Here is a 24273-nt window from a genome sequence, read left to right on the forward strand (position 1 = left end):
AATGGCGAACCATTAACATATGTTAGTATAGCTAAACTTTCGTCCAAAGAAAAGAGTTTTTCCTTAAAATTTCCTTAAAATATTTTTTATTAAGAAAACTTGCTATATTTTTTGTTATTTTATAACGATTTACCTAAAATTTTCAACCTATTCGCCGCTATTTTCCAAAGATTTTTTTGCAGCAGCAAGTCTTTCTGCTTCAACACGCTGACGCTCTGCCAATGCAGAAGCAAAACGTTCAAGCTCCTCATCAACCGCTTCCTTCGGAATCTTAGCAAAGATAGGAGTTGGCTTAGGAACAGGCGTTCCCGCAACCAATTCTTCACTCTCCCAAGGATGTACAGTTTCACCCAAACGATAATCACCCGTAATAATCGGATACTTAAAGTCCGGATTATCCAAATCCTCTACTTCCTCAATATGAGGCAACGGTGAGAACACGCCAGTGCCACCAAGAGCTTCCCAAACCTTTTGCGCTGCATGAGGCAAGAACGGAGCAAGAAGATGATTAGCATCCGAAACAGCCTGCGCTGCCACGTGCAATACGGTTCCAAGACGAGCTTCGTCATCCTTAATCTTCCACGGCTCAGTTGCGGAAATATATTTATTAATATCCGCAACCACTCGCATCGCTTCCGTAAGAGCATTCTTTTGACGATGACGCTCAATCAAACTACCAACCAAAGCAAACGCATCAGAAGTTTGATCAAGCAAAGCGCGATCCATTGAAGTCATAGAATCTTCGTCCAAAGGAGGAATCTCGCCAAAATTCTTATTAATAAGATTTGCCACACGGTTAACAAGATTGCCCCAACTTGCAGCAAGCTCTTCGTTATTATGACGAGCAAACTCAGCCCAAGTAAAATCGGCATCAGAATTTTCTGGACCCGCAATAGAAATGTAGTATCGCACAGCATCCACAGGGTAACGAGCCAAAATATCCTTCACGTAAATAACAATTCCGCGCGAAGAGCTGAACTTCTTGCCTTCCATAGTCATAAACTCAGAAGCAACAACCTGCTCAGGCATATTAAGCGGTCCGTAAACACCAGCTTCGCCGCCCTTTGATCCAGCTCCGTTATATGCAAGCATTTCCGAAGGCCAGATTTGAGAGTGGAAAGTAATATTATCCTTACCCATAAAGTAGTAGCCAGGAGACTTAGGATCACACCACCAGTCTCGCCAAGCATCCGGCTTACCCTGCCTGCGCGCCCACTCAATAGAGGCAGACAAGTAGCCAATAACGGCATCAAACCACACGTACAAGCGCTTATTTGGATTATCAATCCACCCTTCAACAGGAACAGGAATGCCCCAATCAATATCGCGCGTAATAGCTCGCGGCTTTACTTCCTTAAATAAGCCAAGCGAGAAGTTAATAACGTTAGTGCGCCAACCTTCGCGCGAATGAAGCCAATTAACATTCGCTTCAGCCAAAGCAGGCAAATCCAAGAAGTAGTGTTCAGTTTCTTCAAAGCGAGGAGTTTCGCCATTGATTTTAGAAACAGGATTAATAAGCTCATCTGGATCAAGCTCGTTTCCACAAGCATCGCACTGGTCGCCGCGAGCGCCGTCCGCACCACACAATGGACAAGTGCCCTCAATATAACGATCCGGCAAAGTACGGCCGGTAGAAGGCGAAATTGCAACCTTCTGCGTACCTTTATAAATATAACCATTCTTTAAGCACTGGCGGAACATTTCCTGAACCACATGCTCATGGTTTGCGGTTGTTGTGCGCGTAAACAAATCGTAGCTTAAACCTAAATCGCATAAATCCTTAGTAATTACGCGATTGTAACGGTTTGCAAGCTCTTGCGCAGAAACGCCTTCTTTATCTGCCTCAACCAAAATAGGCGTGCCGTGTTCATCAGTTCCAGAAACCATCAACACGTCATTACCCTTCATGCGCTCGTAACGCGCGTACACGTCTGAAGGAACACCAAATCCAGCAACGTGACCAATATGACGAGGGCCATTAGCGTAAGGCCATGCAACATTCACCAAAATATGACTCATAGGCAAATATTATCTTGTTCAGCGCGGACAGTTCTAGCCGAATATCAAAGAAAAATTTAGAAAAAAGCGCAGAAACTAGCGCAAAAATGGCGTAAAAATAGCAGATTCTTACGAATATTCTAATTGTGAATATGTGCAAAACTTTTAGCTAATACGAATTATATGCACTTAAAAACAATAGCGATTCAATGTCGATTAAGTATCTACTTAAATAGCAATTCACATATCCACAATTTATTTATTTAATCTTATTTATCTCTAAAAATTTTCATAATCTCAATTCTTAAATCAATAAAAAGAGAGGAAGAATATGATTAATCAACAAATGGCATATACGATTTGGAAAATCGGCAAAATAGATAATGAGGAATTTCCACCGCTTCTTGACAACAACCATTTACCTGGGCCAATGTGCATGAAAAAACTTTCTAAATTTGGAATATTTAACCGATTAACATCTAATACCGGATACTCGCACAAAACGGCTATTTCTATGTGCGGAAGAAGCAATATAGTAAACGATTTAATACCTTCGCAAAGCGTTGCTTGCTTATTTACAGCTGCGTGGGTTTGGCTTGGTGGAGAATTTCCTGAAAATATAGATGTTATTGATTACGGTCATTATAGAAGGAAACCGCACGGTCACACAATTCGATCATTTCGTAGGAAATTAAACGAAAAAGACTATGTTACTCTTGGAAAAACTCGCATAACAACTCCGGAAAGAACAATATGCGATTTAGCATATACACAAAGCGACAGCGAAAATTACGAGCTATACAGAAAAAGCATTGCAAACTTACTAATATCGCACTATCGCGTAGATTTGCACGAGTGCAGACGTATTATTGACAGCAATCCTTATTTTCCAGGCTCTGTTCGTGCAAGAACTTGGCTGAATGATATTTCGAATGAAATAAGGAGAGAGTGGAAATGAAATTTAACTCTTTCGCTAATGAGCACGCAAGCTCGCCTCCAAAGCCTCCAATAATACTTACTCCTGTTGTTGCAAGCGACCCCGAAACAAATCCGGAAATATTGTGGCATATTGCAAAACATATACCCGAATTGCGTAAATGGGTTATTGCAAATCCTGCTGCAGACGCTCAGCTTTTAGAATACATTTCTCAACAGGGCGGACCGGATGTTCGTCACAGTTTTGAAGTGTTATTTGCGGCTTATGACAGCGACATATGACAGCGACATATAGCACTACTTATGTAAGTTTACGGCGCTTTTATGGCAAAGTTTTTAGGATTTATGAAAATTTATACGAAAATTTTCTACTCCGCCTCACCTTTTTGCTTAAGGCATGCTGCGTAAACTTGCTTACGATTTGCAAAAGAACCATCTAAAAGCGGATGCTCTTTTACTACTTTCGTAATCGCTTCTTTAATGCGCAAACCTTCCTTTTCTGCGCAATCAGCCGCAAGCTCAGCAAGAGCATCTACACTTAAATCTTTACTTTCTGCTCTAACTTCATCATCGTTAGCTCCCCCAATAACCAGCACAATTTCGCCACGAGGAGGATCTGCCATCACGCCGTCGTAAATACTTTGCACATTTCCGCGGCGAATTTCCTCAAAATCTTTAGTAAGCTCGCGGCACAATGCCATTGGTCTATTAGGGCCAAGCACGGCTAATAAATCTTGCATAGCTTCTGCAATTCGGTGCGGAGCTTCATAAAACACGATTGTTCTGCGCTCTGCTTTAAGCGAACGCAAATGCTGCTGACGCTCACCCGACTTTCTTGGCAAAAAACCTTCGTAGCAAAAGCGGTCTGTTGGCAAGCCAGAAAGCGCAAGCGCGTCAAGAACCGCACTAGGGCCTGGAGCGCATGTAACAGGAAGCTCACGTTCAATAGCACGTCGAACAATTGCTAAACCTGGGTCGTTAATAGTTGGCATTCCAGCATCTGAAACCACAAGAACCTTAGCGCCCTGCTCTACTTCATCCAGCAAACCGTCCGCCTTATTTCGCTCATTGTGATCGTGATACGCAATAACGCGCCCAGAAACATGAACCCCAAGTCGATTCGCCAAATCGTAAAGCCTACGCGTATCTTCAGCTGCCACAATATCTGCAGTTTCGAGGAGATTTATTAGCCTAGAAGAAGCGTCACCCATATTGCCGATTGGCGTTGCGGCAAGAAAAACCTTGCCGCAACTACTACCAATAGGCGATTCTGCGAGAACGACTTTGCTACGTAAATTACGATTTCCTGAAGTATTATTTTTAATTTCTTCAGATTCGGTCTCGCTCATTTTTACTCCTTGCCAATTCACACAATCTTTGGCATTGGTGTTGTAAGAGATGCAGTAAGGTTTACTTGCACAACTCCAGCACCAGCGTGAACTTCCACCTTCTTTAAGGTAACTGTGCGCTCCCCAGCAGGCTTGCGATCGTCATCCGTCATGGTTGCAGGAGACTTAACTGCCACCAACGCAAGGCTGTTGAAATCAACACCTGCGTTTGCACACAAATCTTGCGCTGCAGACAGAGAATCAACAAAGCCATCTTTTTCAATAATGCGATTAGCTGGAACGCCGTAAGCTTCTTCACACAGCAGCTTAATTCGATTCATAAGAGTGTTGCCGCGCCTAGATTCAGGAGAATACGCTTTAGTATCTGCACTAATTACAGACACAAAATCGTCGAGCTGATCTGCCAAACCATCGCCGCCGTCGCGGAAAAGATTGCCAACAATCGGCTTCCTAAATCCTAATGTCTTAGCTTGTTCCAACAATTCAGGCACTTTATCATCCTCGCCTTCCCACAAATTAATAAGTGGGAAAGTAGGAATATTAAGAGATTCAAGACGAGCAACATGGAATGGGTATCGCCAAGACAAATCTGGATCGTCGCGCCAAGTTGTTGCGCGAGTTACAACCACAGCTGCAGCAGGCCAAGCCGCGCCAAATTCGCGAGAAGCAATATCAATCCACTTTTGAGCGCCAGCATCAGTGCCATAACCAGCTTCTACAACAACAACATCGTGCTCAGCGCAAGCCATTTCAACACTTACCAAGCTTGGAATGCCGAGCGAAACGTTTGCGAACGGGCCGCAATGCACATAAATCGGCGAACCGTTAATAGTTTCTGTTTTTGCAGGCTTCACAGCATCGGTAAGAATATTGGTAATTCGCCACAAATCAACGAAATCACCAAACTTACGAGGAACACCATCCTTCGTGCCAGCAATCATTGAGGCAACGCGCTCGGAAATCTCATCCATGCTGCGCGAAAGAACAACAATTTGCATAAGCTCGCATGTTGGAGTCAAAACAACTCGCTCAGGAACAGTGCCCTTGCCATAATCAACAGCAATGCTGCGAAGTGAACGAGATGGAACTTCACTTACGCGAGGAACCAAAATCGTATCAAGCACGCCTTCATCAACTGCTTTTTCTGCAAACGACACAAGCAAATTCTGTGCGCAAGCAATAGCAGCCATCTCACCGCACAAACCCCAATCAATAAGCTCAGGATGAGAAAGCGAAGACTTACCGCCGCCACTTGCGCCACCTTTAGAGCCGGCTGCAGTAATGCCCATGCTTGGCTGACGAAGAACGGCAGCAGCATCAACACCGCGCTCGCGCAAGGCATCAACTAAAGCAATCGTAGTAGTTGTTTTACCTTCACCACGAGATGCTTTTAGCGGAGTGTCTGCAGTAACAAGAAGCACTTTCCCATGCTTGCGAGGCTGATCAGGATTCTGCTTTAAATAGTCCAAATACCCGAAGGCATCAATCTTTTTAACCAAGCCGAATGTTGTTGTGTATTTATCAATAATGCTCATGTTCCCCACTTTCATAGGCATAATGCATAAATGCATATTTTATATAATTTAATGATCAGAACGGTTAAAGCCATTCTTCATACGCATACTTGTAATGTAAAGAACATTATCAAGCAACGCGTCTGTTTCCTTCTTCAATCTTTCTGCCATGCCGTCATTCGCGTCAGCCAAAGCCTCACGCACTTTTTCGTCGCGAAGAGCGGCAATAATTTCTTCCGGATTGCGCACAACATCGCCGCAATAACCGTCTTCATCGCATTCACGCTCTGGCTCGTAATCGCTTAAAGAAACGCCAAGCAAATCAGCAATTTCTTTATCTGTGCGCTTAACCATTGCATGTCCAAGAGAGCCAACAGTTTCCTGATAACGCTCAATCGTATTAGCCGTATCGTTAAACGCAGCATCGGCAAGAGCTGCAATAATGCGATTTTCCCAATAGAAGTTTTCGCTTGTTACGCGAGTAGTTGTATCTTCCAAATATTTTGGAGTGCGATTTACATTCGGATAGAACGGCACCAAAGCGTTGAAAGGATTAGAACCGTAAGTAATCCACTGAATTGTACGCATTTCTTCAGGCATGTAAGGGCGGATTTGCATTACAGCAAGCTCGCTTTGACGGTTAATGCCGATTGGGCGCAACATGTGGCGAGTGTGCTCGTTACCAAGCTTGCCGTAAGGATCATATTCAGTGCCCTGATAATGCGAGCTCAAAACGTACTTAACGTCCTCAATTGTTACCTTGCGTTCTGGCTGACGCGCCCAAGGAATGTCGTTGCTGTCCGGACGATGGTCCGCATCTTTACCATCCCACACTTCGTCATACGGATTCAAGAAGCGCTCCATGAACCACGCGCGAGGCGTGTTATAAACATGATCAGAATCCGAATGAGAGCCGAAAGCATCGCGAGGATTGAAAGGAGAAGCGTTTTCAACCGACAAATCCAAGTGATTTTCTTTAATAAACTCAAGCAAATCAGCCGAGCACATGTGCTCTTCTTGCTCACCAAAAGCGTCATCCAAGTCAAACTCGTCAATACCAAGCTGGTTTGGCATAACAACGTAAGCTTCATCCGGCACGCGCTTAGCAATCCAATGATGGCCGCCAACAGTTTCAAGCCACCAAATCTCGTTTACGTCCGAAAAAGCAACGCCGTTCATTTCGTAAGTGCCGTATTTTTCAAGCAACGCACCCAAACGCTCAACGCCTTCGCGAGCGCTACGAATATAAGGCAAAACAATCGTCAGGAAGTCTTCTTCGCCAATTCCGCCTGGAACTTCCGGCTTGTAGTCAGCATCTCCAACTTTGCCCTGTGCTTTTTGAAGCTCAACCATTGGATCCGCTCCGAGCACGCGCTCGTTGGACGTAAGCGTTTCGGTTGCGCTCATTGCAACGTTTGCTTCGTTTACGCCGGCCTCTCCCCAAATTCCTTCGCGCAAATCAGCGTTTGGCACGCTTGTGTATTGCATTGGATTGTCTGGAAGTTCAACCGTCACGTGACTAAGAACAGACTTATAAACGCGAGGCTGATCTTCTGGCTTTACTACTACTAAACGTTTTGGATTAAACTCGCCATTTGCGGAGTCTTCGTTACGCGCAATAAGCGTAGATCCGTCGTAGCTTGCGCCGCGTCCGACGAGAATTGTTGTGCATGCCATTTGCAGCCCCCATTGTGAGTTTCAATATTTTACTAATTTTTTATTCCTGATTGATTCTATCGCTAGTTACTTAAATTAGGCGCGCCCAGTAAAGAACATTCCGCCCGCATCTACGCCGCTAGTGCAGTTACGAATTTCGCGCAACAATTCATTCATGTAGAAGCCTTGTTTAAGATTTGGCAAAGGTTGTTCCGTGCCAAAAACTTCAAGCATGTATTCGTGATCTTTATCCGGAGGCTGCGGGCCGTTGTAACGCATAGTAATTGCTGGATCTTCACAACCAACGAATCTGCTTGCTTGTGAATTGCGTCCTTGAACTGCTTCCGGAATCATCGACGGCATTTTGCACGAAAAATCTTCCGGAATTTGCAAAGCATGAGAATCGTTAAAATCAAACATTAACGCATCTACTGGCACGTTTGCAGCCGTCCAATGAATCCATTCAAAACCGCATACCGGTATTGCGTCATCGTCAACAAGTCGCCAATGCAAGTAGTGAACAAAAGATGGCATATTGTCAATATAAAACGGGAATGAAACTACTGGAACTCCGTTAATTTTATTCTGCGACGGTGCAGCTTTAGAATAATCGTCCGGAATAATAGTGAAATCTGTAGAAATATTCATAATTCAAGTATCTACTATTACACAGCACTAATCAACTGCGTTAATAAATTACCTATTTGCAAACTATTCGCTTTACGCGCGTTGAGCACTGTTACTAACTCAGTCAGCAAACTGAGAAAATAACGGTAATAAGCTCAACACTGTTAAAAACTCAGCTAACAAACTGAGAAAACAACGGTAATTGGCAAAACACTGTTACTAACTCAGTCAGCCAACTGAGATATTAACAGTGTTGCAGCTTTATCTATAACTTTGAAGACTAATAAGATTAAAAAAAAAACGTGCGCCCAGCTATATAAATAACCGGGCGCACTGATTTAGAAAATGGAGATTTTATACTCGATTTTTACTTTTCTGCAGCCTCCTTATTAGCAGCCATAGCAGCCTTCTTGGCAGCACGCTCTTGTTCCTTAATGCTTTCAATGAACTCAGCATGCTTTACTGCAGGAAGCCAGCCGGTGTTAACAACCTTAACCTGCCATACCCAAGCCAAAGCAAAGATTATAACTGCAAAAACAATCAAGCTTACAGCACCAACGCCTGCACCAAGGTGAGCGAAGTTACCAACAACGGTACCAACCCAACCAAAGTCAGCATCGCCGAAGGTGGAGTTTGCCAAACCGAAGGAACCCATAACCGTAAGCAATACTGCTGGGAGGAATGTAATAATCAAGCCGTTGATGAAGCCGCCAAGAATAGCGCCACGACGGCCGCCGGTTGCGTTGCCGAATACGCCAGCACCACCGCCGTCGAAGAAGTGAGGAACCATGCCAGGAAGAATCAAGGCCAAGCCCCAAGCCGGTCCCATCCACACTGCAATAATGCCAAGAGCTACAAGACCACCAACGAAGGAAGCCAAGAAGCCAATGAGGGAAGCGTTAGCACCGTATGGGAACACGATTGGAATATCCAATGCTGGGCGTGCGCCTGGAACAACCTTGTTAGCAATGCCCTGGAATGCAGGAACCAATTCGCCCAAAATAATACGGACGCCGTAGAGGATTACGCTAACACCAATACCGAACTGCAAAGCCTGAGCAAAAGCAGCCATGTAGAATGCGCTGTAATCAGCAGGATGAGATGCGAAAATCTTGAAGAGTTCCTTTGCCGGCAACACAACAGAAGCCCATACTGCGAACACAAGATAAAGCACAACCATCAACAAAGTGGTGGAAACCATGGAATCGCGCAAGAAGCTCAAGCCCTTAGGGAAGTTGATGTCTTCAGTGGACTTTGACTTCTTACCAACAGCAGCGCCAACAGCACCAGAAACAATGTAGCTTAAGGAGTTGAAGTGGCCGATTGAAAGCTTATCGCTTCCAGTAATGCGGTTCATGAATGGCTGCGCAAAAGCTGGCAAAACAACCATAACCGTTGCCATAATAATGGAGCCAACAATAACAATAAGAAGCTGGTTGCCAGCACCAAAGCCTACAGAAAGCACCAAAGCTAGAAGCATAGACATGAACACCATGTGGTGGCCAGTCAAGAAGATGTACTTCAGTGGAGTAAAGCGAGCAGCAAGAAGCATAAGAACGAAGCTAAGCACAATAATGTATGCAGAAGTAGCACCATACTGTCCTGCAGCCTGAGCTGTAATAACCTCGTTTGTAGGCACAACGCCGTGCGCACCAGTAGACTTCAAAACTAAGTCACCAAATGGAGCAAGAGCACCAACAACAACGCCAGCACCTGCGCCCAAAATAAGGTAACCCATAGCAGCCTTCAAGCCGCCTGCAATAACTTGTCCTGCACTACGCTTGAGCGCAATAAGACCGATTGCTGCAATAATACCAATCAAATAAGCCGGCACATTCAAAATCTGCTGACTTATGAAATTTAAAACCTGAACTACAATGTTCATTTTTATTTCCTTCTTTTTTATTCCCTAGGGGAAGGCAAATACTATGAGTAATTACTATACGTAACGCTCAAGTACGCTTTTCACCTCTTCAACATCCATGAAATTTTCAATTGTTTCCACAGGAGTGGTAGTACCCTCAAGCTCTGGAGCGAGCTGAGGAGATGTGAGTACAAGGTCGTTCATATTAGCGGTACCTTTTGCACTTCCAGCGTCGGAAGTAGTAACCGTAACATCAAGACCAAGGTCTGCTGCTGCAGCCTCAACATTGATTTTGAGCAGTACAGACGTGCCAATGCCGTTTCCGCATACGCACAGAATATTCATAATAGCCTCTTTCGTTGAGTTATCATTTTTAATTTTACAAAATTAATTTATGATTTAACATCTAACTTTTAAGAATCGCGCGAATTTCTTCAGCATTTTTTGCTTGCGCAAGTTCCTTAGTTTTTACAGGATTAGACAAAGCTGCAGCAACTGCGGACATAACCCCAATATGCTCGCTTTCGTCGTGACCTGCAAGACCAATAACTAAAGAAACTGGATCGTTAGCAGCATTGCCAAATTCAACAGGCGTACTTAAACGAACCCAGCTTAAACCGCTTTTAAGAACCGCTGCCGATGGCCTTGAATGAGCCAAAGCCAAGCCTGGAGCAATAACAATATATGGCCCCATTTTCTCAACGGTTTCAATCATTTGATCCGTGTATTCGTCAGTGGTAAAGCCAGCTTCTCGCAAAGCATCGCCAGCAAGACGAATCGCATCGCGCCAATCCTTAGCCGCAACGTCAAGATTAACTGCAGCGTCCGGAAGAAGCTCGTCAATATCAGCGCTCATATTTTCTCTTTTCTGATTATTTTTAATTTTTTACTATTTTTTAAATTTTGTGATTATTAAATTTTGGTTATATTTAAATTTTGATTATTCCTGCATAATCGAGTGGTAGAACTTTCCAGCTAAAGCCTCTTGAGCTTTAGCTTTTGCTTCATCAAATGTAGTCTGAGCAAGTTCAGCACGAACATCGTCCAAAGCAACCGGCGTCATAGAAAGCGAGTTAATACCAAGACCAGTAAGAACAACCGCTAAGTCTGGATCAGCCGCAGCTTCACCACAAACTCCAACTGGCATACCATGAGCGTTACCAGCGTCTGCAATCATTTTGATTGCACGCAACACGGCAGGATGCCAAGCAGTTTGGTAATTAGAAACAGATCCAAGAGTTCGATCAGCCGCAAGAGTGTACTGAGTTAAATCATTCGTTCCAATAGAAACAAAATCAGCAACTTGAGCAACTTCTTCGGCAACCAAAGCAATAGAAGGAACTTCGGCCATAACGCCAACCTTCTTAAGACCTTTAGATTTACCAAGCTTTACAAAATACGCAGCTTCATGCTCGTCTGAAACCATTGGAGCCATTACCCACAAATCTGCATTAGTGGCGGCATCAGCACGAGCCAAGGCCTCAAGCTGGCCATCTAAAACATCCATATGCTGCCTTAAAGTGCGCAAACCGCGAAGACCTAAAGCAGGATTTGGCTCATCTTCCGGAGTTAAGAATGGCAACGGTTTATCTGCTCCAGCATCAAGCAAACGAATAACAACTTTTTTGCCATCAAATTGAGATAACAGCTTTGTGTAGGCTTCTGTCTGCTCTTCTACACTAGGCGGCTGCTCGTTACCAATAAACAGAAATTCCGTACGGAACAAGCCAACGCCTTCAGCACCATATTCGTGCGCAATTTGAGCATCCGAAGGCTTGCCAACATTTGCCAAAAGTGGAATCAAATGACCATCTTTAGTACTTCCAGGCAATCCGCGCAATTCGCGAGCACGACTTAAGCGCTCACGAGACTCTTTAACATGCGCAATTTCTTCTTCGCTAGGATCGCTTATAACGCGTCCGCGGGCAGCATCAACTACAATCATTTGATGATTCTTTAGCTGGCAAGCATCGTGCGCTCCAACAACAGCAACAATTCCGCGAGCGCGCGCAAGAATAGCAGTGTGGCTTGTAGGACCGCCGTCGATTGTAACAATTGCCTGAACCTTGCTTAAATCAAGCGAAGCAGTATCGGCAGGAGAAAGATCCCTAGCAACCAACACAAAAGGAGAATCGCTTTCTGGCACTCCAGGCGCTTCGACACCAAGCAAGGACGCAATAACGCGCTGGCCAACATCGTGCAAATCTCCCGCACGCTCAGCCATATAGCCGCCAAGATTGCGCAACATATCTTCAAACTGCGCAAATCCTTCCCAAGTAGCACGTTCAGCTGTTTTCCCAGCAGAAATTCCAGCTTCAATCGCACTTATTAATGCTGGATCCGACGCCATTTGTGCAAGAGCCTGCATAATTGGTGCTGCTTTTTTAGTTCCTTCATCCGCTGCTTTAAGAGCAGCTTCCGCGCGCTGTTGCAAATCTTTATTTACTGCATTTAGAGCGTTTTGTACTGAAGTCTTGGCATCTTCGATTGATATTGCCGAAGGACGCGCCACATCTTCTGGCTCGCGCAAAGCAGGTGCCATACACAATACTTCACCAGACGCCATTGAACGACCAATACCAACACCAGTGATTACCATACTTAAACCCTCCTTTAGGTTTAGACGCTTTACCACAGCTGCAACGCCGCAGAAGCATTTCTTGCAGGTAAACGTTTCTTACTAATGAAACTATACACCATTAAAAACGTTGTTACAACAAGTGAAAACGTTTTCTGTATTTTTCAGTTAATTGTGTTACACTTAACATTAAAAATAGCAATAAAAAACTTAAGAAAAAAACTTTGCTTTTATACGAAAGTAAAATAAAAGTAGAAATTATTAATTTTTTATTCAAAGGAGAAAAAATGTCAGTCGCAACTCGCACCGTTACTATTGAAGACCCTGTTGGAATTCACGCTCGCCCAGCATCTGAATTTTCACAAGCTGCAATGGCATCAAATTGCACCGTAACAATCGCAAAAGGTGAAGGAGCTCCAGTAAGCGCAAACAGCATTCTTTCTATTATGGGCTTGGGCATTACTAAGGGAGATTCAATCACAATTACTGTAGACGGCGAAGATGCTGAAAATGTGGCAGCTAAGCTTGTAGAAGTAGTCACGAAAGGCGAATAATATAGAGTTAAGTAAGCAAATAAACGAGCAAATAAATAATATTCACTTTATAGTATTCGATTTGCGGTGCTGCTTATTATTAGCTACAGCACCGCACTCATTCGGGGGCATATATGGCAAATCAAACAAATCAGAATGCCTCCATTACTCATGTAGCGGCGCTCGCAAAAGTTTCAATCGCAACAGTATCTCGCGTACTTTCTGGCCGTCGAGCCAAAGATGACGATATTGCAAAACGCGTTAGAAAAGCTGCAGAACAGCTTAATTATTCAGTAAATTATGCAGCAAGCGCATTAAGAAGCGACACAACTAACACAATCGGCGTGGTAATAAGCACAAGCAACGTAGACGATTCGTTCAACGTAAACATGCTTTCCGCTCTGGATGAGGCAGCTAAGACAATAGACAAAATACTTCTTGTTGGCACTGGCAAAGACGCTGAAACGCAAGAAGAGCGCATTGAGGAGCTTATTGAGCACAATGTTGACAGTCTTATTGTGATACAGTCTAACAATATTGATTTAACAAAAATACTTGAAAACTACGTAAATAATCTTCCAATTGTGCAAATCGGCGGCACTGCAACTTCGTTCCACATTAACTGGGTTGGCATGGATCAAGAATCCATGATGGAAGCTGCTTTAATACATCTTTCACACCACGACGCGCACAATATTGCTTATTTAAGCGGAAATGTTGACTCCACACAAAACGCAAACTTATTCGCTAATTTCCAGACTGCTGCAAGCCGATTAAGTCTACTTCCTGAGCCAGATTGGACGACTTTTGGCGAGCTTACTTATCAGCGTGGATTTAAGGATACTATGAGGCTCTTTTCCACTTCTGCAGCTAAGCAATCACGCAGACCAGACGCTATTATTTGCGCAAACGACGCCGTGGCAATGGGAGCTCTTTTGGCTTTAGATGAGCTTTCTTTAAAAGTTCCGCAAGATGTTCGCGTAATAGGTTACGGAGATAGCAGGCAGGCAAAAATATCTGAGCCTAAGCTTTCTTCAATCAGGCCTCCATACCAGCAGATTGCGCGCGAAGCTATTCGCTTAGCCACTGTTGATAAGTCCGAACAACATTGGCTTCCAGCACACATGGAATTTAGGCCAGAAATTATGCGACGCGAGTCAACTAACGCGCCGAGAATAGGCACAAGCGATATGTCACTTCCGTGGCGAATATAGTAAAGCCCTACGTTATTTTTATAAAAGAGAGCAGAATAACGCTTCAAAAACAAGCGTTGCGTTGCCGTTTCTAGCCAAGCGCTTACGAGCTGTGGCAATGTTGTCAACAAAACCAAGCGCCTGCTTCACCGTTAGTTTTTTAGAAAGTTCTACAATCCCAGACTTGTATTCTTGATTTATTATTGGCGAAGAATCCTGCGCATTGTTAAGTATGACTAAAACGTCTCGATACACGCTGCTGATTGCGTCTAAAGAACGACCTAATACGTCGCGACTTACGCGAGTAACTTTGCGCTTTACCTCATCTTTTTTACCGATTGCGTTGTAAGCTGTGCGCAATTTTGGCGCAATACGATCGCCCTCTTTTAAGCCGTTAATTCTTAAAAATTCTTTCTGCTGAGCTTCAACATTTCGCTGAACTTCATCTTCTGCTTGAGCTTTTGCGTCCTCAATAAGCATTGCAGCAAGCATAATTGCGTCAGCAGCCTCATGCATGCGAAGCAATCCTGCAACTAACTCATCTCGTCTGCTTAAAGCACGCTCGTCGCTTGCGTAAATCAACGCGGTTTCTATATTTCCTTGAGCAAGTCTAGCTGCGCGACCTGCTAACTTATTATCCGCATCCGTTTTTTTAATAAGATATTCTGCTACAGACTTCTCATCCGGCATAGCTAATTGCACAAGCTGCGTGCGAGAACGAATTGTTGGAAGCACATCTTTAGCGCTTGAAGCACAAAGAAGCCAAATAGTGTGATTGCTAGGCTCTTCAATCTCTTTAAGAAGAACGTTTGTGCTTCGCTCCAACATTCTGTCAACGTCTTCAATAATTATGATTCTCCACGGAGCAGTGCTAGGCATCTGTTCGGAAATTCCAATAACTTCGCGAACATCGTCGATGCTGAGAGTCACACCTTCGGTTGCAAGCGTATGAACATCCGGATGCGAGCCAGCTAAAACTTCTTTAGCAGTTTTACTAAGCTCTTCTTCCCCAATAATATTTCGATTTTCATCTAAACAATCCGGGCTTTCGAGAGCAGCAGCAAAAGCGCGCGCAACTTGCACGCTACCAAAGCCAGCAGCTCCGCAAATTAGCCAAGATTGGGCTATTTTACTGGCGTCCGCACAAGCAACTTTTTGCAAACGCTTAATCACCTGCTCTTGGCCAACTACGTTATCCCAAACGCTCATTGCTTCACCCACTAAATTTCGTTTTACAGCATTTTATTTAGATTCAATTTGCGCAATTAAATTATTCACATCGCTAGAAATTAGCTCCGCTAAGGATTGTGCAGAACATGTTGCGTCTAATACACGATACCTATCTGCAGATTCCTGCGCTAAATCCAAAAAAGCTTCTCGAGTGCGACGCTGGAAATCAATTCCGGCTGATTCCATTCGATCCTGCTCACGATGCAAGCGCTCAAAAGCTGCTTCCGGCTGCATGTCTAGCAAGTAAGTGCGATTAGGCCACAGAGAGTCAGTTGCCCACTCGCTTAAAGTTCGCACATCATCCATAGTCAATTCGCGGCCGCCTGCTTGGTAAGCAAGCGAAGAATCAATGTAACGATCTGTAATTACTACCGCTCCACGGCTAAGCGCTGGGCGAATCACTTGAGCAACATGCTGAGCGCGATCTGCTGCAAACAATAAAGCTTCAGCCCTAGAAGACACAAAAGATCCGTGCAACAATATTTCTCGCAAAGACTTTCCAAGATCAGTTCCGCCCGGCTCGCGCGTCACTACAACTTCTCGCCCCAAAGATTGCAAATGCTTTTTCAGCGCCTCAACTTGCGTTGTTTTACCAACGCCGTCAATTCCTTCAAAAGAAATAAATAAGCCTTTATTTTCAGCATATTTCTCACTGTTGCAACCACAGTTTCCTCCGCAAGCGCAACCGCCTGAAAAATCACCATTCTTAGATGCCATATTTTGTGACTCCATACGCAAGGTCTATTTAATCTTTAGATTTCATTCCTATGCTTTTTTAGCGGTAGATTTCTTTGCAGTAGTCTTCTTTGTGGAAGTTTTCTTTGCTGTAGATTTTTTCGCAGTAGACTTCTTTGCGGAAGATTTTGCAGCGCTCTTCTTGCGTTTTACAGGTCCTGCAGCGCGCTTTTGAGCCAATAGCACAAACGCATCCTGAGGATCAATTGATTCAGGCGTGTACTGCTTCGGCAAAGTGCGATTCGTTTCGCCATCAGTAATATAAGCCCCATAGAAGCCATCTTTAATTACAACAGGCTTTCCAGTTTCAGGATCCGCACCGAGCTCGCGAAGAGGAGGCTTAGCAGCACCGCGAGTACGCTTACCGTACTTTGGTTGCGCAAACAAAGCCTTCGCTTCTTCTAAAGTCGTAGTAAAAATAGCGTCTTCACTAGCTAAAGAGCGCGTTTCTGGCTTAGAATCAACTTCAGAATAAGTCTTAGTTAAGTATGGGCCGTAACGTCCGTTGCTTGCCTCAATTCGAGCAAGTTTAACCACACCTTCAGCATCAACTTCTTCATACTCGCCAACCAAACGCGGCAAGTGCAAAAGCTGCAAAGCATCTTGCAAAGTTAAGGTTAAAGGATCCATAGTCTTAAACAAGGATGCCATTTTTGGACGCGACTTAGAAGACTTAGCATCTTCATCATCCTGAGAGTCAACTAAAGCAACGTATGGGCCAAAACGACCATTTCGCACTTCAACAGTGCCACCAGTTTCAGGATCTTTGCCCAACACTCGCGGACCTTCAGCATTGTTATCTAACAATTCTCGCGCAACATCCACGCTAAGCTCATCCGGAGCTAAAGTTTCTGGAAGAGATGCGTGTCGAGGATTACCCTCAGCGTCCAAATGCGTAGTATCTTCCAAATAAGGTCCGTAACGGCCAACGCGAACATGCAAGCCGTCACCAATATTTATAGTGTTGATTTCACGCGCGTCAATTTCGCCAAGTTCCGCAACCTGCTGCTGCAAACCAATATGCGCTTCGTCAGCAGACTTCGCAGAATCATCTCCAGAACCAAAATAGAATCTAGTTAGCCAGTCGCGACCGGTTTCTTCGCCGTGCGCAATCCTGTCCAAACCATTTTCCATATCCGCAGTAAACGCGTAATCAACATACTTTGGGAAGTTAGCTTCCAAAAGCTTGATTACAGCAAACGCAAGCCATGAAGGAATTAAAGCACGTCCACGCTCATACACGTATCCGCGATCAATAATCGTGGAAATAATCGTTGCATAAGTAGAAGGGCGACCAATTTCCTTAGCTTCCAGCGTTTTTACCAAAGAAGCTTCGGTGTATCTTGCAGGCGGCTGAGTTTCGTGAGAATCCGCACTAACACTTTTAGCTTCAAGAACATCCCCAGATTGCATTTGAGGAAGCGCTTTTTCGCCTGCGCCATCACTTTCAGCTGCAGATGCGTTAGCAAAAACTTTCATAAAACCAGCAAAAGTAATTACTGTTCCAGAAGCTTGGAACAAAGCTTCACCATATTCGCCAGCAGAAGCATTTAACTTAACTGTTGCTGTAAAACCAGTAGCATCTTCCATTTGAGACGCAAGAGTTCGCTGCCAAATAAGCGTATACAATTTAAGCTGATCTGCAGGCAATTTATCCGCCAGCTCGTCTGGGCTTAAGAAACGCGCTCCAGCAGGGCGAATGCATTCGTGAGCTTCCTGCGCTCCTGCAGACGTAGTTGCGTACTGTTTAGGAGATTTAGAAACATACTCAGCGCCGAACGCTACCCTAGCAGCATTGCGCGCAGCCTCAATAGCCTCTTTAGAAAGCGTCACGGAATCCGTACGCATGTAAGTAATATAGCCGTTTTCGTATAAGGATTGCGCAGCTCGCATAGTTTGACGAGAGCTCATCGACAGGCGGTTTCCAGCAGTTTGCTGCAAAGTTGATGTAGTAAAAGGCGGCAAAGGACGACGGCGGTACGGCTTCGTTTCCATAGAGTCAACTACAAAATCTGAATTTTCAAGAGCTTTAGAAAGCTTGGACGCAAAATCAGCGTCAACATGCAAAGCTTTCTGAGACTCACCTTTTGCAGCAACAAGCTCGCCTTTTGAATTGAAATCTTTAGAACCAGCCAGACGACGACCAGAAAGCTCGCTCATGCGCGCTTCAAAATCAACGCTTTTACCATCAGAGTCTTTAGAGCTCAAAACAGCACTAATATCCCAGTATGAAGCTTTCCTAAAAGCCATGCGCTCGCGCTCGCGCTCAACAATAAGCCTTGTTGCAACAGACTGCACGCGTCCAGCAGAAAGACCTGGACCAACTTTTCTCCAGAGCACAGGAGAAAGCTCGTAGCCATACAAACGATCTAACACACGACGCGTTTCTTGCGCATCAACCATATTGCCGTCAACATTTCGAGTATTACTTAACGAGGCTTGAATAGCATCCTTAGTAATCTCGTGAAAAACCATACGCTTTACTGGCACTTTTGGTTTCAAAGCTTCAACCAAATGCCAAGCAATAGCCTCACCTTCGCGATCCTCATCAGTTGCCAAATACAGCTCGTCGGCTTTGGCGAGCGCAGACTTTAAATCGGCAACTGTTTTCTTTTTATCTGCTCCAACAACATAGTATGGAGCAAAACCATGATCAACATCTACACCAAACTTGCCAAACGCAGCTTTGCGCGAGGCTGGAACTTGGCTTGGTTGAGCGAGGTCGCGAATATGCCCCACAGACGCCATAACCGTGTATCCGTTACCCAAATACCCGCCAATTTTGCGCGCTTTCGTGGGAGACTCCACAATGACTAGCTTATGTTCAGCTGCCATATTCGCTCCTTTCCTAACACAATCAAACATACACGCATTAACTGTATGCTTCGCACTAACTGTATCGCAAGTTACGCTGTACGTCTATTAAATTCCACCTCGGTGGATAAAAGCAGATAGAGTAGACATTTTTCATGCAGCAGACGGTGGTGTTGGAGGTGCACCAACTAATCCAAGCCTTCCAAGCGGGGAAGCTGTAGAATGACGCATTACCATAATCACTCCATAAACAAGCAAAGATGCACCAATAGTCAGCCAATATGTTGCAGCATAAGATACACTAGCCGCCCACTGTGCGAAAATATCTACGCCTGGCAAAATTTGCCATATTAAATATAGTGAGTAAAGGCAAGTAAGAACACCCAAAGTAATCATAGAACTTCCTACAATTTGCACGCTAATTGAGGATCTTCTATACGCGGGCATGTCCATTCCGCTGCAACGCGTTAAAGCAAGCGCAATAAGAGTTGCTGCAGCAACTATTAGCAATGAAATAAGCACGTCGGAAGACCTGTGCCAGTGCCCAGCAACCAGTGAAAGTTGCACCAAAATAGTTATTACAGCGCTTGCAACAGCAACCCATGCGCGCCAAACTCTAGAAACGGTACAAATAAGCAAAGCACAAGCCGCACAAATAAGTAGAGCATGACCAGAAGGTGCTGAATTTGCCGACAAATACTCAATATTGATAAGCATTGGTCGAGGAAGAATCTTTTTTAGAGGTTCAGCTGCTGCGGCCAAAATAATGATTCCTGCACACTGCCCAAGCAGCCACCAGCGTTTTCTAACGCAAGCTAAAACTAAAGCGACTGCCGCAATAACAACGCCAAGAATAATGACAACAAGTGAATTGCAGAGCGGTTTTAAGCAAGTAGATAGCCACGCTGGCATTCCTCTAGAACCAAAACCGTCAATTACCATTTCCTCGTAGCTTTGGCCGAGTATTGTTTGCACGCTCACAAACCAAACGCCAACTGCAGAAGCTAAAAATATGACTGCAAGCGCAACACACCATAATATTGTGGAAACACGCGGGCGCTTAAGTAGAGGATCAAACTCGTCAACATCGTCTTCTTGTAAGGAAGAATCTTTATTTGATTTTGATTTTGCGTTCGTTTCTATGCCGGTTTCTGCGCCAGCTTCCGCAATCTTCTTTGAATCTAATAGCTCGACTGTAGATTCATCGCTACTAGGCACTGCAGAAAAAGCCTTAACCTCTGGCAAGTCTGGAAGCTCTTCAATATCTTTCAAACTATTGGCGTTTAAGCCGTCATTTGTTCCTGTAAATTCTTCGCTCATACTTTAGACTTTACGACAGTCTCTATGACAGCGCTAGTTTTGAGCATAATAAAATTTTGACAAAATAAAACCTCCACGCACCCACCAGAGGCCACTTACCCTTGCTGCATTTCTGCCCTGGGGGGATTGGGTGACATAGTGCCACGCGGAGGCTCTAACTATATTACACGATTTTCGCTACATGTCGAGTAGTAACAACGAGTAATAGAAACTAAAAATAAATTAATAGCTACTATTAGCAATAAATTAGGCTCTCCAAACGCTTTTACCGCGCTCTTTCGCTTCTTCAACATCTGCATTAAGCTGCAGCTCATCCGCTTCAACTTCGCCAGCAATATAGCGCTCAACTAATTGACGAGCTTCGTTATCTTCATGCTGAACTGCAGGAGACTTCATAAAGTAGGAGCTTGGAGCCAAAATCGGGCCAGAAAGCTTGCGATCCAAAGCAATTTTTGCGGCTCGAACAGCATCGATAACAATTCCGGCAGAATTTGGAGAATCCCAAACCTCAAGCTTGTACTCCAAATTAAGCGGAACATCACCAAAAGTCGTACCTTCCAAACGCACAAAAGCAAACTTGCGGTCATCCAACCAAGCAACGTAGTCGGATGGACCAATATGAACATTGTGCTCATCCATTTCGTGAGGAACGATTGAAGTTACTGCGCGAGTCTTAGAAATCTTTTTAGACTCCAACCTTGAACGCTGAAGCATGTTCATAAAGTCCATGTTTCCGCCAACATTCAGCTGATAGGTGCGGTCTAAACGAACGCCGCGATCTTCAAAAAGTCGAGCCATAACACGGTGAGTGATCGTTGCACCCACCTGGCTTTTAATATCGTCACCAATAATAGGAACTCCGGCATCGCGGAACTTTTGCGCCCACTCAGGATCGGATGCAATAAATACCGGCAAGCAATTTACGAAAGCGCAACCAGCTTCCATTGCAAATGTTGCGTAAGCTTTATCTGCCTCTTCAGAGCCGACTGGCAAATAAGAAACAAGCACATCAACATGCTTATCTCGCAAAACTTGAGCTACGTCAACAGGCTCAGACTCGGACTCGTCAATCATCTCACGATAATAATCACCTAAGCCGTCGTAAGTAGGGCCGCGCATAACTTCCACACCCAAATTTGGCACGTCAGCAAAACGAATTGTGTTATTCTGCGAAGCGCCAATTGCTTCGCTTAAATCATGCCCAACTTTTAAAGAATCAACATCGAATGCTGCAACAAACTCAATATCGCGCACACGATACTGTCCAAAAACAGCGTGCATCAACCCTGGAATTTTCTCACCGTCATCAGCGTTTTTGTAATATTCAACGCCCTGAACCAGCGACGAAGCGCAATTACCTACTCCGGCAATGGCAACGCGGATGCTCATATAGACTCCTTGCCTGCAAAAAATCAGCGGCATTACGTTATGCCGCACTCATACACATTTCATAATACTATTTCCATAAGCATTATGTGCAATATGGGAGATTTTCAGTCGTTTCTACGCCGAAACATGTAATTTCTGTGAAAAATTCAATACCGGGCGCTACGGTGGAATGTATGGTTGTAAATAAAGCTGGAAGACGAGCGTCGAATTCGTGCAAAAACGAGCCAAGAAGCGTATCGTCACAATCACAAAAAAATACGAATACACCAGCCTCTCTTCCACCTCGTGGACAAGGCTCATACGGCTCATATCATTCTTCAGGTTCCGGCAATAGCAACCGAGGCTCAAGACGAGAACGCTCACGCGCATACACTCGTCAACAGCGCAGAAAGACTTGGCGCGGAAGGCACCCTATTATTTTTTGGGCACTAATACTAATTTTTGTACCTATTTTAATCGGCGCAGCAATTTTTGCTTATATGTACGCAACTACCGACATACCTGCTCCTGACAAAGTTGCTATGGCAGATAAAACCAAGGTTTATTACGCAGATGGAAAAACAGAGTTGGGGTCTTTTGCTGAACAAAACCGTGAGATTATTAATTGTTCAGTTCTTCCTAAATACGTTGGACAGGCAATAGTTGCTTCAGAAAACCGCTCCTTCTACCAAGATGGCGGAATTGATTTTAAGGGAATTGGCCGCGCTCTTATTCATAACGTTACTAAACGTGGTCGCTGGGGCGGCTCTACCATTACACAGCAGTACGCTGAACGCTACTATCTTGGCGAAACTAAAACGTATCTCGGTAAACTTCACGAAGCTATTTTGGCTTTGAAAATCGCTCAAACACAAGATAAAGATACTGTTTTATGCAATTACATGAACACTATTTATCTTGGACGCGGCGCTTATGGTATTCAAGCGGCAGCAAAAGCTTATTTCGGCGTAGAAGCTAAAGATCTGACATTATCTCAGGCAGCTCTTTTGGCTGGCATAATTCCTGCTCCAAGTAGTTGGGATCCTGCAATCGGTCCTAAAGAAGCCAGCATTCGCTTTAAGCGAGTGCTGAAAATTATGAAAAAAGACGGTTATATTACGGCTTCTCAGGCAGCAAAAGCTAAGATTCCAAAAACAATTACACAAACTACGCAAAATATGTATGCAGGTCCGCAAGGCTACTTACTGCACATGGTTCGCGACGAGTTGACTAGTAATGGCGCTTTTAGCCAGGAAGATCTCGATAGCGGCGGATACCGTATTATTACTACGATTGATAAGTCTAAACAAGATTTAATGTTTAATGTTGCAAGCCCTTCTCAAGGCGGACGTGGGATTGTGCCGCAAGGATTGCAAATTGGCGGAATTTCCGTAAATGCAAAAGACGGCTCGATTATTTCGGTTTATGCAGGCGACGACTATTTAACAAAACAGTTAAATAACGCAACTCAAGCACTTTATGAGCCTGGATCTACAATGAAGCCTTTTGCTTTAATTGGCGCAATTCAAGCAGGCACGAGTCTTGACACAATGTTCAACGGAAATTCGCCGCGCAAGTTTGACGGTATTGAAAAACCTGTTGGAAACTTTGCAAACGCAAGCTATGGCATGATTAACTTGTATAGAGCGACTGCAGATTCCGTCAATACGGTCTATATGGATTTGCAGAGTAAACTTGGCGCTAAAAAAGTTGCACATACAGCTGTTACTGCAGGACTAAATCCTAAGAGAGTTAATGGTAAAAATCCGTTTACTGTGCTCGGTAATGATTCTGTACATGTAAGCGAAATAGCGCGCGCTTACGCAACTTTTGCTAATCAAGGCAGACGCCCAGATTTGCATATTGTTGCTAGCGTAAAGAATCCTGATGGCAAAGAGTTTTATCGTGCACCAACTGTTGGAAAGCAAGTTTTCTCGCCAACAGATGCCGCATTAGCCACAAAAGCAATGGTTGGAGTAGTTCAACACGGTACTGCAACCGAAGCCAGATCAATCGGAAGACCTGTAGCTGGTAAATCTGGAACAGCAAACGACGAAACCGCTGGAAGCTTCGTAGGATTTACGCCTAATATTGTTACGGCTTTTGCAATTTGGAATCCAGACGCAAATGGCAGCCCGCAAGTAATTAAGCCATTCCACGGGTATCTTGGCGGAAGCGACTACCCTGTTCACTTGTTTACTAGGTACATGCGTCAAGCTGTAGCAGGAACTCCTGTTGCTAAATTCCCTGAAGTAAAAGATACTGGTAAGATTGGTGGGCCGGACGGCACGTGGGGCTTAGGCGATCGACATGCTTACACTCATGATGAAGATGAAGAAGATAAAAATAAGGACAAAGATAAAGATAAGGATAAAGATAAAGACGATTTAGACCCTGACCATATTAATCGTTCGGACAATCCGTGGGATAGCTATACAAATAGCGGAAACTACGGAAATAGTTACAGTGGAAGCTACGGAAATTCGGAATCTGGAAACACTGGCGAAAGCCAATCCGACGCTTCTACGCCACACAGCGGGCAGTAATTACAGAAAGTA

19 protein-coding genes and 1 other RNA gene are annotated in these 24273 nt (G+C 44.4%); 5 read left to right on the forward strand and 15 right to left on the reverse strand.

Translation table 11 applies throughout. The features are described 5' to 3' along the window. Positions 1-147 precede the first annotated feature (147 nt). Complete coding sequence (gene metG / locus HXT33_RS05555; RefSeq protein ID WP_421786912.1) at positions 148-2019, reverse strand: methionine--tRNA ligase; 1872 nt, start codon at positions 2017-2019, stop codon at positions 148-150. A gap of 310 nt (positions 2020-2329) precedes the next feature. On the opposite strand from metG, the gene HXT33_RS05560 reads away from it, so the two are divergent. Together HXT33_RS05560 and HXT33_RS05565 are read left to right on the forward strand one after the other, a co-directional pair. Then, positions 2330-2956, forward strand: a complete 627-nt coding sequence (locus tag HXT33_RS05560; protein WP_019260541.1) for a hypothetical protein — start codon at positions 2330-2332, stop codon at positions 2954-2956. Beyond that, entirely contained in the window at positions 2953-3216 is a 264-nt protein-coding gene (locus HXT33_RS05565) for a hypothetical protein (RefSeq protein ID WP_415699363.1), read from the forward strand. The genes HXT33_RS05560 and HXT33_RS05565 overlap by 4 nt, the downstream gene beginning before the upstream one ends. Before the next feature lie 86 nt (positions 3217-3302). Here the strand turns inward: HXT33_RS05565 and rsmI are convergent, their stop codons facing one another. The 8 genes from rsmI to ptsP form a co-directional block, all read right to left on the reverse strand. Next, on the reverse strand, positions 3303-4145 hold the full coding sequence (rsmI, locus tag HXT33_RS05570) for a 16S rRNA (cytidine(1402)-2'-O)-methyltransferase (RefSeq protein WP_421787614.1): 843 nt from the start codon (positions 4143-4145) through the stop codon (positions 3303-3305). Between the two features lie 155 nt (positions 4146-4300). Beyond that, positions 4301-5818 (reverse strand): formate--tetrahydrofolate ligase, encoded by a 1518-nt coding sequence (locus tag HXT33_RS05575; protein ID WP_421786915.1) that lies wholly within the window; start codon positions 5816-5818, stop codon positions 4301-4303. Between the two features lie 48 nt (positions 5819-5866). After that, entirely contained in the window at positions 5867-7474 is a 1608-nt protein-coding gene (locus HXT33_RS05580) for a C69 family dipeptidase (RefSeq protein WP_421786917.1), read from the reverse strand. Positions 7475-7549: 75 nt separating this feature from the next. Then, complete coding sequence (locus HXT33_RS05585) at positions 7550-8101, reverse strand: YbhB/YbcL family Raf kinase inhibitor-like protein (RefSeq protein ID WP_421786919.1); 552 nt, start codon at positions 8099-8101, stop codon at positions 7550-7552. Positions 8102-8447: 346 nt separating this feature from the next. Next, the gene (locus tag HXT33_RS05590) at positions 8448-9965 is read right to left on the reverse strand and encodes a PTS ascorbate transporter subunit IIC (protein WP_116794439.1); all 1518 of its coding nucleotides are present in this window, start codon (positions 9963-9965) and stop codon (positions 8448-8450) included. Between the two features lie 54 nt (positions 9966-10019). After that, positions 10020-10289, reverse strand: a complete 270-nt coding sequence (locus tag HXT33_RS05595; RefSeq protein WP_019260534.1) for a PTS sugar transporter subunit IIB — start codon at positions 10287-10289, stop codon at positions 10020-10022. A 61-nt stretch (positions 10290-10350) separates the two neighbouring features. Beyond that, positions 10351-10800 (reverse strand): PTS sugar transporter subunit IIA, encoded by a 450-nt coding sequence (locus HXT33_RS05600; protein ID WP_116794440.1) that lies wholly within the window; start codon positions 10798-10800, stop codon positions 10351-10353. 84 nt (positions 10801-10884) lie between these two features. Continuing rightward, complete coding sequence (gene ptsP, locus HXT33_RS05605; RefSeq protein ID WP_421786922.1) at positions 10885-12543, reverse strand: phosphoenolpyruvate--protein phosphotransferase; 1659 nt, start codon at positions 12541-12543, stop codon at positions 10885-10887. 266 nt (positions 12544-12809) lie between these two features. On the opposite strand from ptsP, the gene HXT33_RS05610 reads away from it, so the two are divergent. Beyond that, positions 12810-13076 carry an HPr family phosphocarrier protein gene (locus tag HXT33_RS05610; RefSeq protein ID WP_019260531.1) on the forward strand — a complete coding sequence of 89 codons (267 nt, stop codon included), beginning with the start codon at positions 12810-12812 and terminating at the stop codon, positions 13074-13076. A 113-nt stretch (positions 13077-13189) separates the two neighbouring features. Then, on the forward strand, positions 13190-14269 hold the full coding sequence (locus HXT33_RS05615) for a LacI family DNA-binding transcriptional regulator (protein WP_116794442.1): 1080 nt from the start codon (positions 13190-13192) through the stop codon (positions 14267-14269). Positions 14270-14287: 18 nt separating this feature from the next. On the opposite strand, the gene HXT33_RS05620 is transcribed toward HXT33_RS05615, so the two are convergent. The 6 genes from HXT33_RS05620 to HXT33_RS05645 form a co-directional block, all read right to left on the reverse strand. Beyond that, positions 14288-15457, reverse strand: coding sequence for a DNA polymerase III subunit delta' (locus HXT33_RS05620; RefSeq protein ID WP_421786924.1), 1170 nt, complete (start codon positions 15455-15457; stop codon positions 14288-14290). 33 nt (positions 15458-15490) lie between these two features. Continuing rightward, positions 15491-16195: a dTMP kinase gene (tmk, locus tag HXT33_RS05625; RefSeq protein ID WP_019260528.1), complete on the reverse strand. Its 705-nt coding sequence runs from the start codon at positions 16193-16195 to the stop codon at positions 15491-15493. 48 nt (positions 16196-16243) lie between these two features. After that, the gene (gene topA / locus HXT33_RS05630) at positions 16244-19048 is read right to left on the reverse strand and encodes a type I DNA topoisomerase (protein WP_421786926.1); all 2805 of its coding nucleotides are present in this window, start codon (positions 19046-19048) and stop codon (positions 16244-16246) included. A 132-nt stretch (positions 19049-19180) separates the two neighbouring features. Next, positions 19181-20347 (reverse strand): phosphoesterase, encoded by a 1167-nt coding sequence (locus HXT33_RS05635; RefSeq protein ID WP_421786928.1) that lies wholly within the window; start codon positions 20345-20347, stop codon positions 19181-19183. Positions 20348-20408: 61 nt separating this feature from the next. Further along, an RNA gene (gene ffs / locus HXT33_RS05640) (signal recognition particle sRNA small type) lies at positions 20409-20505 on the reverse strand. A gap of 88 nt (positions 20506-20593) precedes the next feature. Continuing rightward, positions 20594-21736, reverse strand: coding sequence for an inositol-3-phosphate synthase (locus HXT33_RS05645; protein ID WP_421786930.1), 1143 nt, complete (start codon positions 21734-21736; stop codon positions 20594-20596). Positions 21737-21909: 173 nt separating this feature from the next. Between HXT33_RS05645 and HXT33_RS05650 the strand changes: the two genes are divergently transcribed. Next, on the forward strand, positions 21910-24261 hold the full coding sequence (locus HXT33_RS05650) for a transglycosylase domain-containing protein (protein WP_421786932.1): 2352 nt from the start codon (positions 21910-21912) through the stop codon (positions 24259-24261). Positions 24262-24273: the final 12 nt, after the last annotated feature.

The organism is Gardnerella sp. DNF00753 (assembly GCF_049244275.1).
In the GTDB taxonomy this organism is placed as follows: domain Bacteria; phylum Actinomycetota; class Actinomycetes; order Actinomycetales; family Bifidobacteriaceae; genus Bifidobacterium; species Bifidobacterium greenwoodii.

Bases quoted from the DNA above. Each gene is read 5' to 3' on its own strand.
- HXT33_RS05610 (WP_019260531.1), top strand. From the start codon at position 12,810: ATGTCAGTCGCAACTCGCACCGTTACTATTGAAGACCCTGTTGGAATT.
- HXT33_RS05600 (WP_116794440.1), bottom strand. From the start codon at position 10,800: ATGAGCGCTGATATTGACGAGCTTCTTCCGGACGCTGCAGTTAATCTT.
- HXT33_RS05620 (WP_421786924.1), bottom strand. From the start codon at position 15,457: ATGAGCGTTTGGGATAACGTAGTTGGCCAAGAGCAGGTGATTAAGCGT.
- metG (WP_421786912.1), bottom strand. From the start codon at position 2,019: ATGAGTCATATTTTGGTGAATGTTGCATGGCCTTACGCTAATGGCCCT.
- HXT33_RS05615 (WP_116794442.1), top strand. From the start codon at position 13,190: ATGGCAAATCAAACAAATCAGAATGCCTCCATTACTCATGTAGCGGCG.
- HXT33_RS05560 (WP_019260541.1), top strand. From the start codon at position 2,330: ATGATTAATCAACAAATGGCATATACGATTTGGAAAATCGGCAAAATA.
- HXT33_RS05650 (WP_421786932.1), top strand. From the start codon at position 21,910: ATGGTTGTAAATAAAGCTGGAAGACGAGCGTCGAATTCGTGCAAAAAC.
- HXT33_RS05645 (WP_421786930.1), bottom strand. From the start codon at position 21,736: ATGAGCATCCGCGTTGCCATTGCCGGAGTAGGTAATTGCGCTTCGTCG.
- topA (WP_421786926.1), bottom strand. From the start codon at position 19,048: ATGGCAGCTGAACATAAGCTAGTCATTGTGGAGTCTCCCACGAAAGCG.
- rsmI (WP_421787614.1), bottom strand. From the start codon at position 4,145: ATGGGTGACGCTTCTTCTAGGCTAATAAATCTCCTCGAAACTGCAGAT.
- HXT33_RS05595 (WP_019260534.1), bottom strand. From the start codon at position 10,289: ATGAATATTCTGTGCGTATGCGGAAACGGCATTGGCACGTCTGTACTG.
- tmk (WP_019260528.1), bottom strand. From the start codon at position 16,195: ATGGCATCTAAGAATGGTGATTTTTCAGGCGGTTGCGCTTGCGGAGGA.
- HXT33_RS05565 (WP_415699363.1), top strand. From the start codon at position 2,953: ATGAAATTTAACTCTTTCGCTAATGAGCACGCAAGCTCGCCTCCAAAG.
- HXT33_RS05585 (WP_421786919.1), bottom strand. From the start codon at position 8,101: ATGAATATTTCTACAGATTTCACTATTATTCCGGACGATTATTCTAAA.
- HXT33_RS05580 (WP_421786917.1), bottom strand. From the start codon at position 7,474: ATGGCATGCACAACAATTCTCGTCGGACGCGGCGCAAGCTACGACGGA.
- HXT33_RS05575 (WP_421786915.1), bottom strand. From the start codon at position 5,818: ATGAGCATTATTGATAAATACACAACAACATTCGGCTTGGTTAAAAAG.
- ptsP (WP_421786922.1), bottom strand. From the start codon at position 12,543: ATGGTAATCACTGGTGTTGGTATTGGTCGTTCAATGGCGTCTGGTGAA.
- HXT33_RS05590 (WP_116794439.1), bottom strand. From the start codon at position 9,965: ATGAACATTGTAGTTCAGGTTTTAAATTTCATAAGTCAGCAGATTTTG.
- HXT33_RS05635 (WP_421786928.1), bottom strand. From the start codon at position 20,347: ATGAGCGAAGAATTTACAGGAACAAATGACGGCTTAAACGCCAATAGT.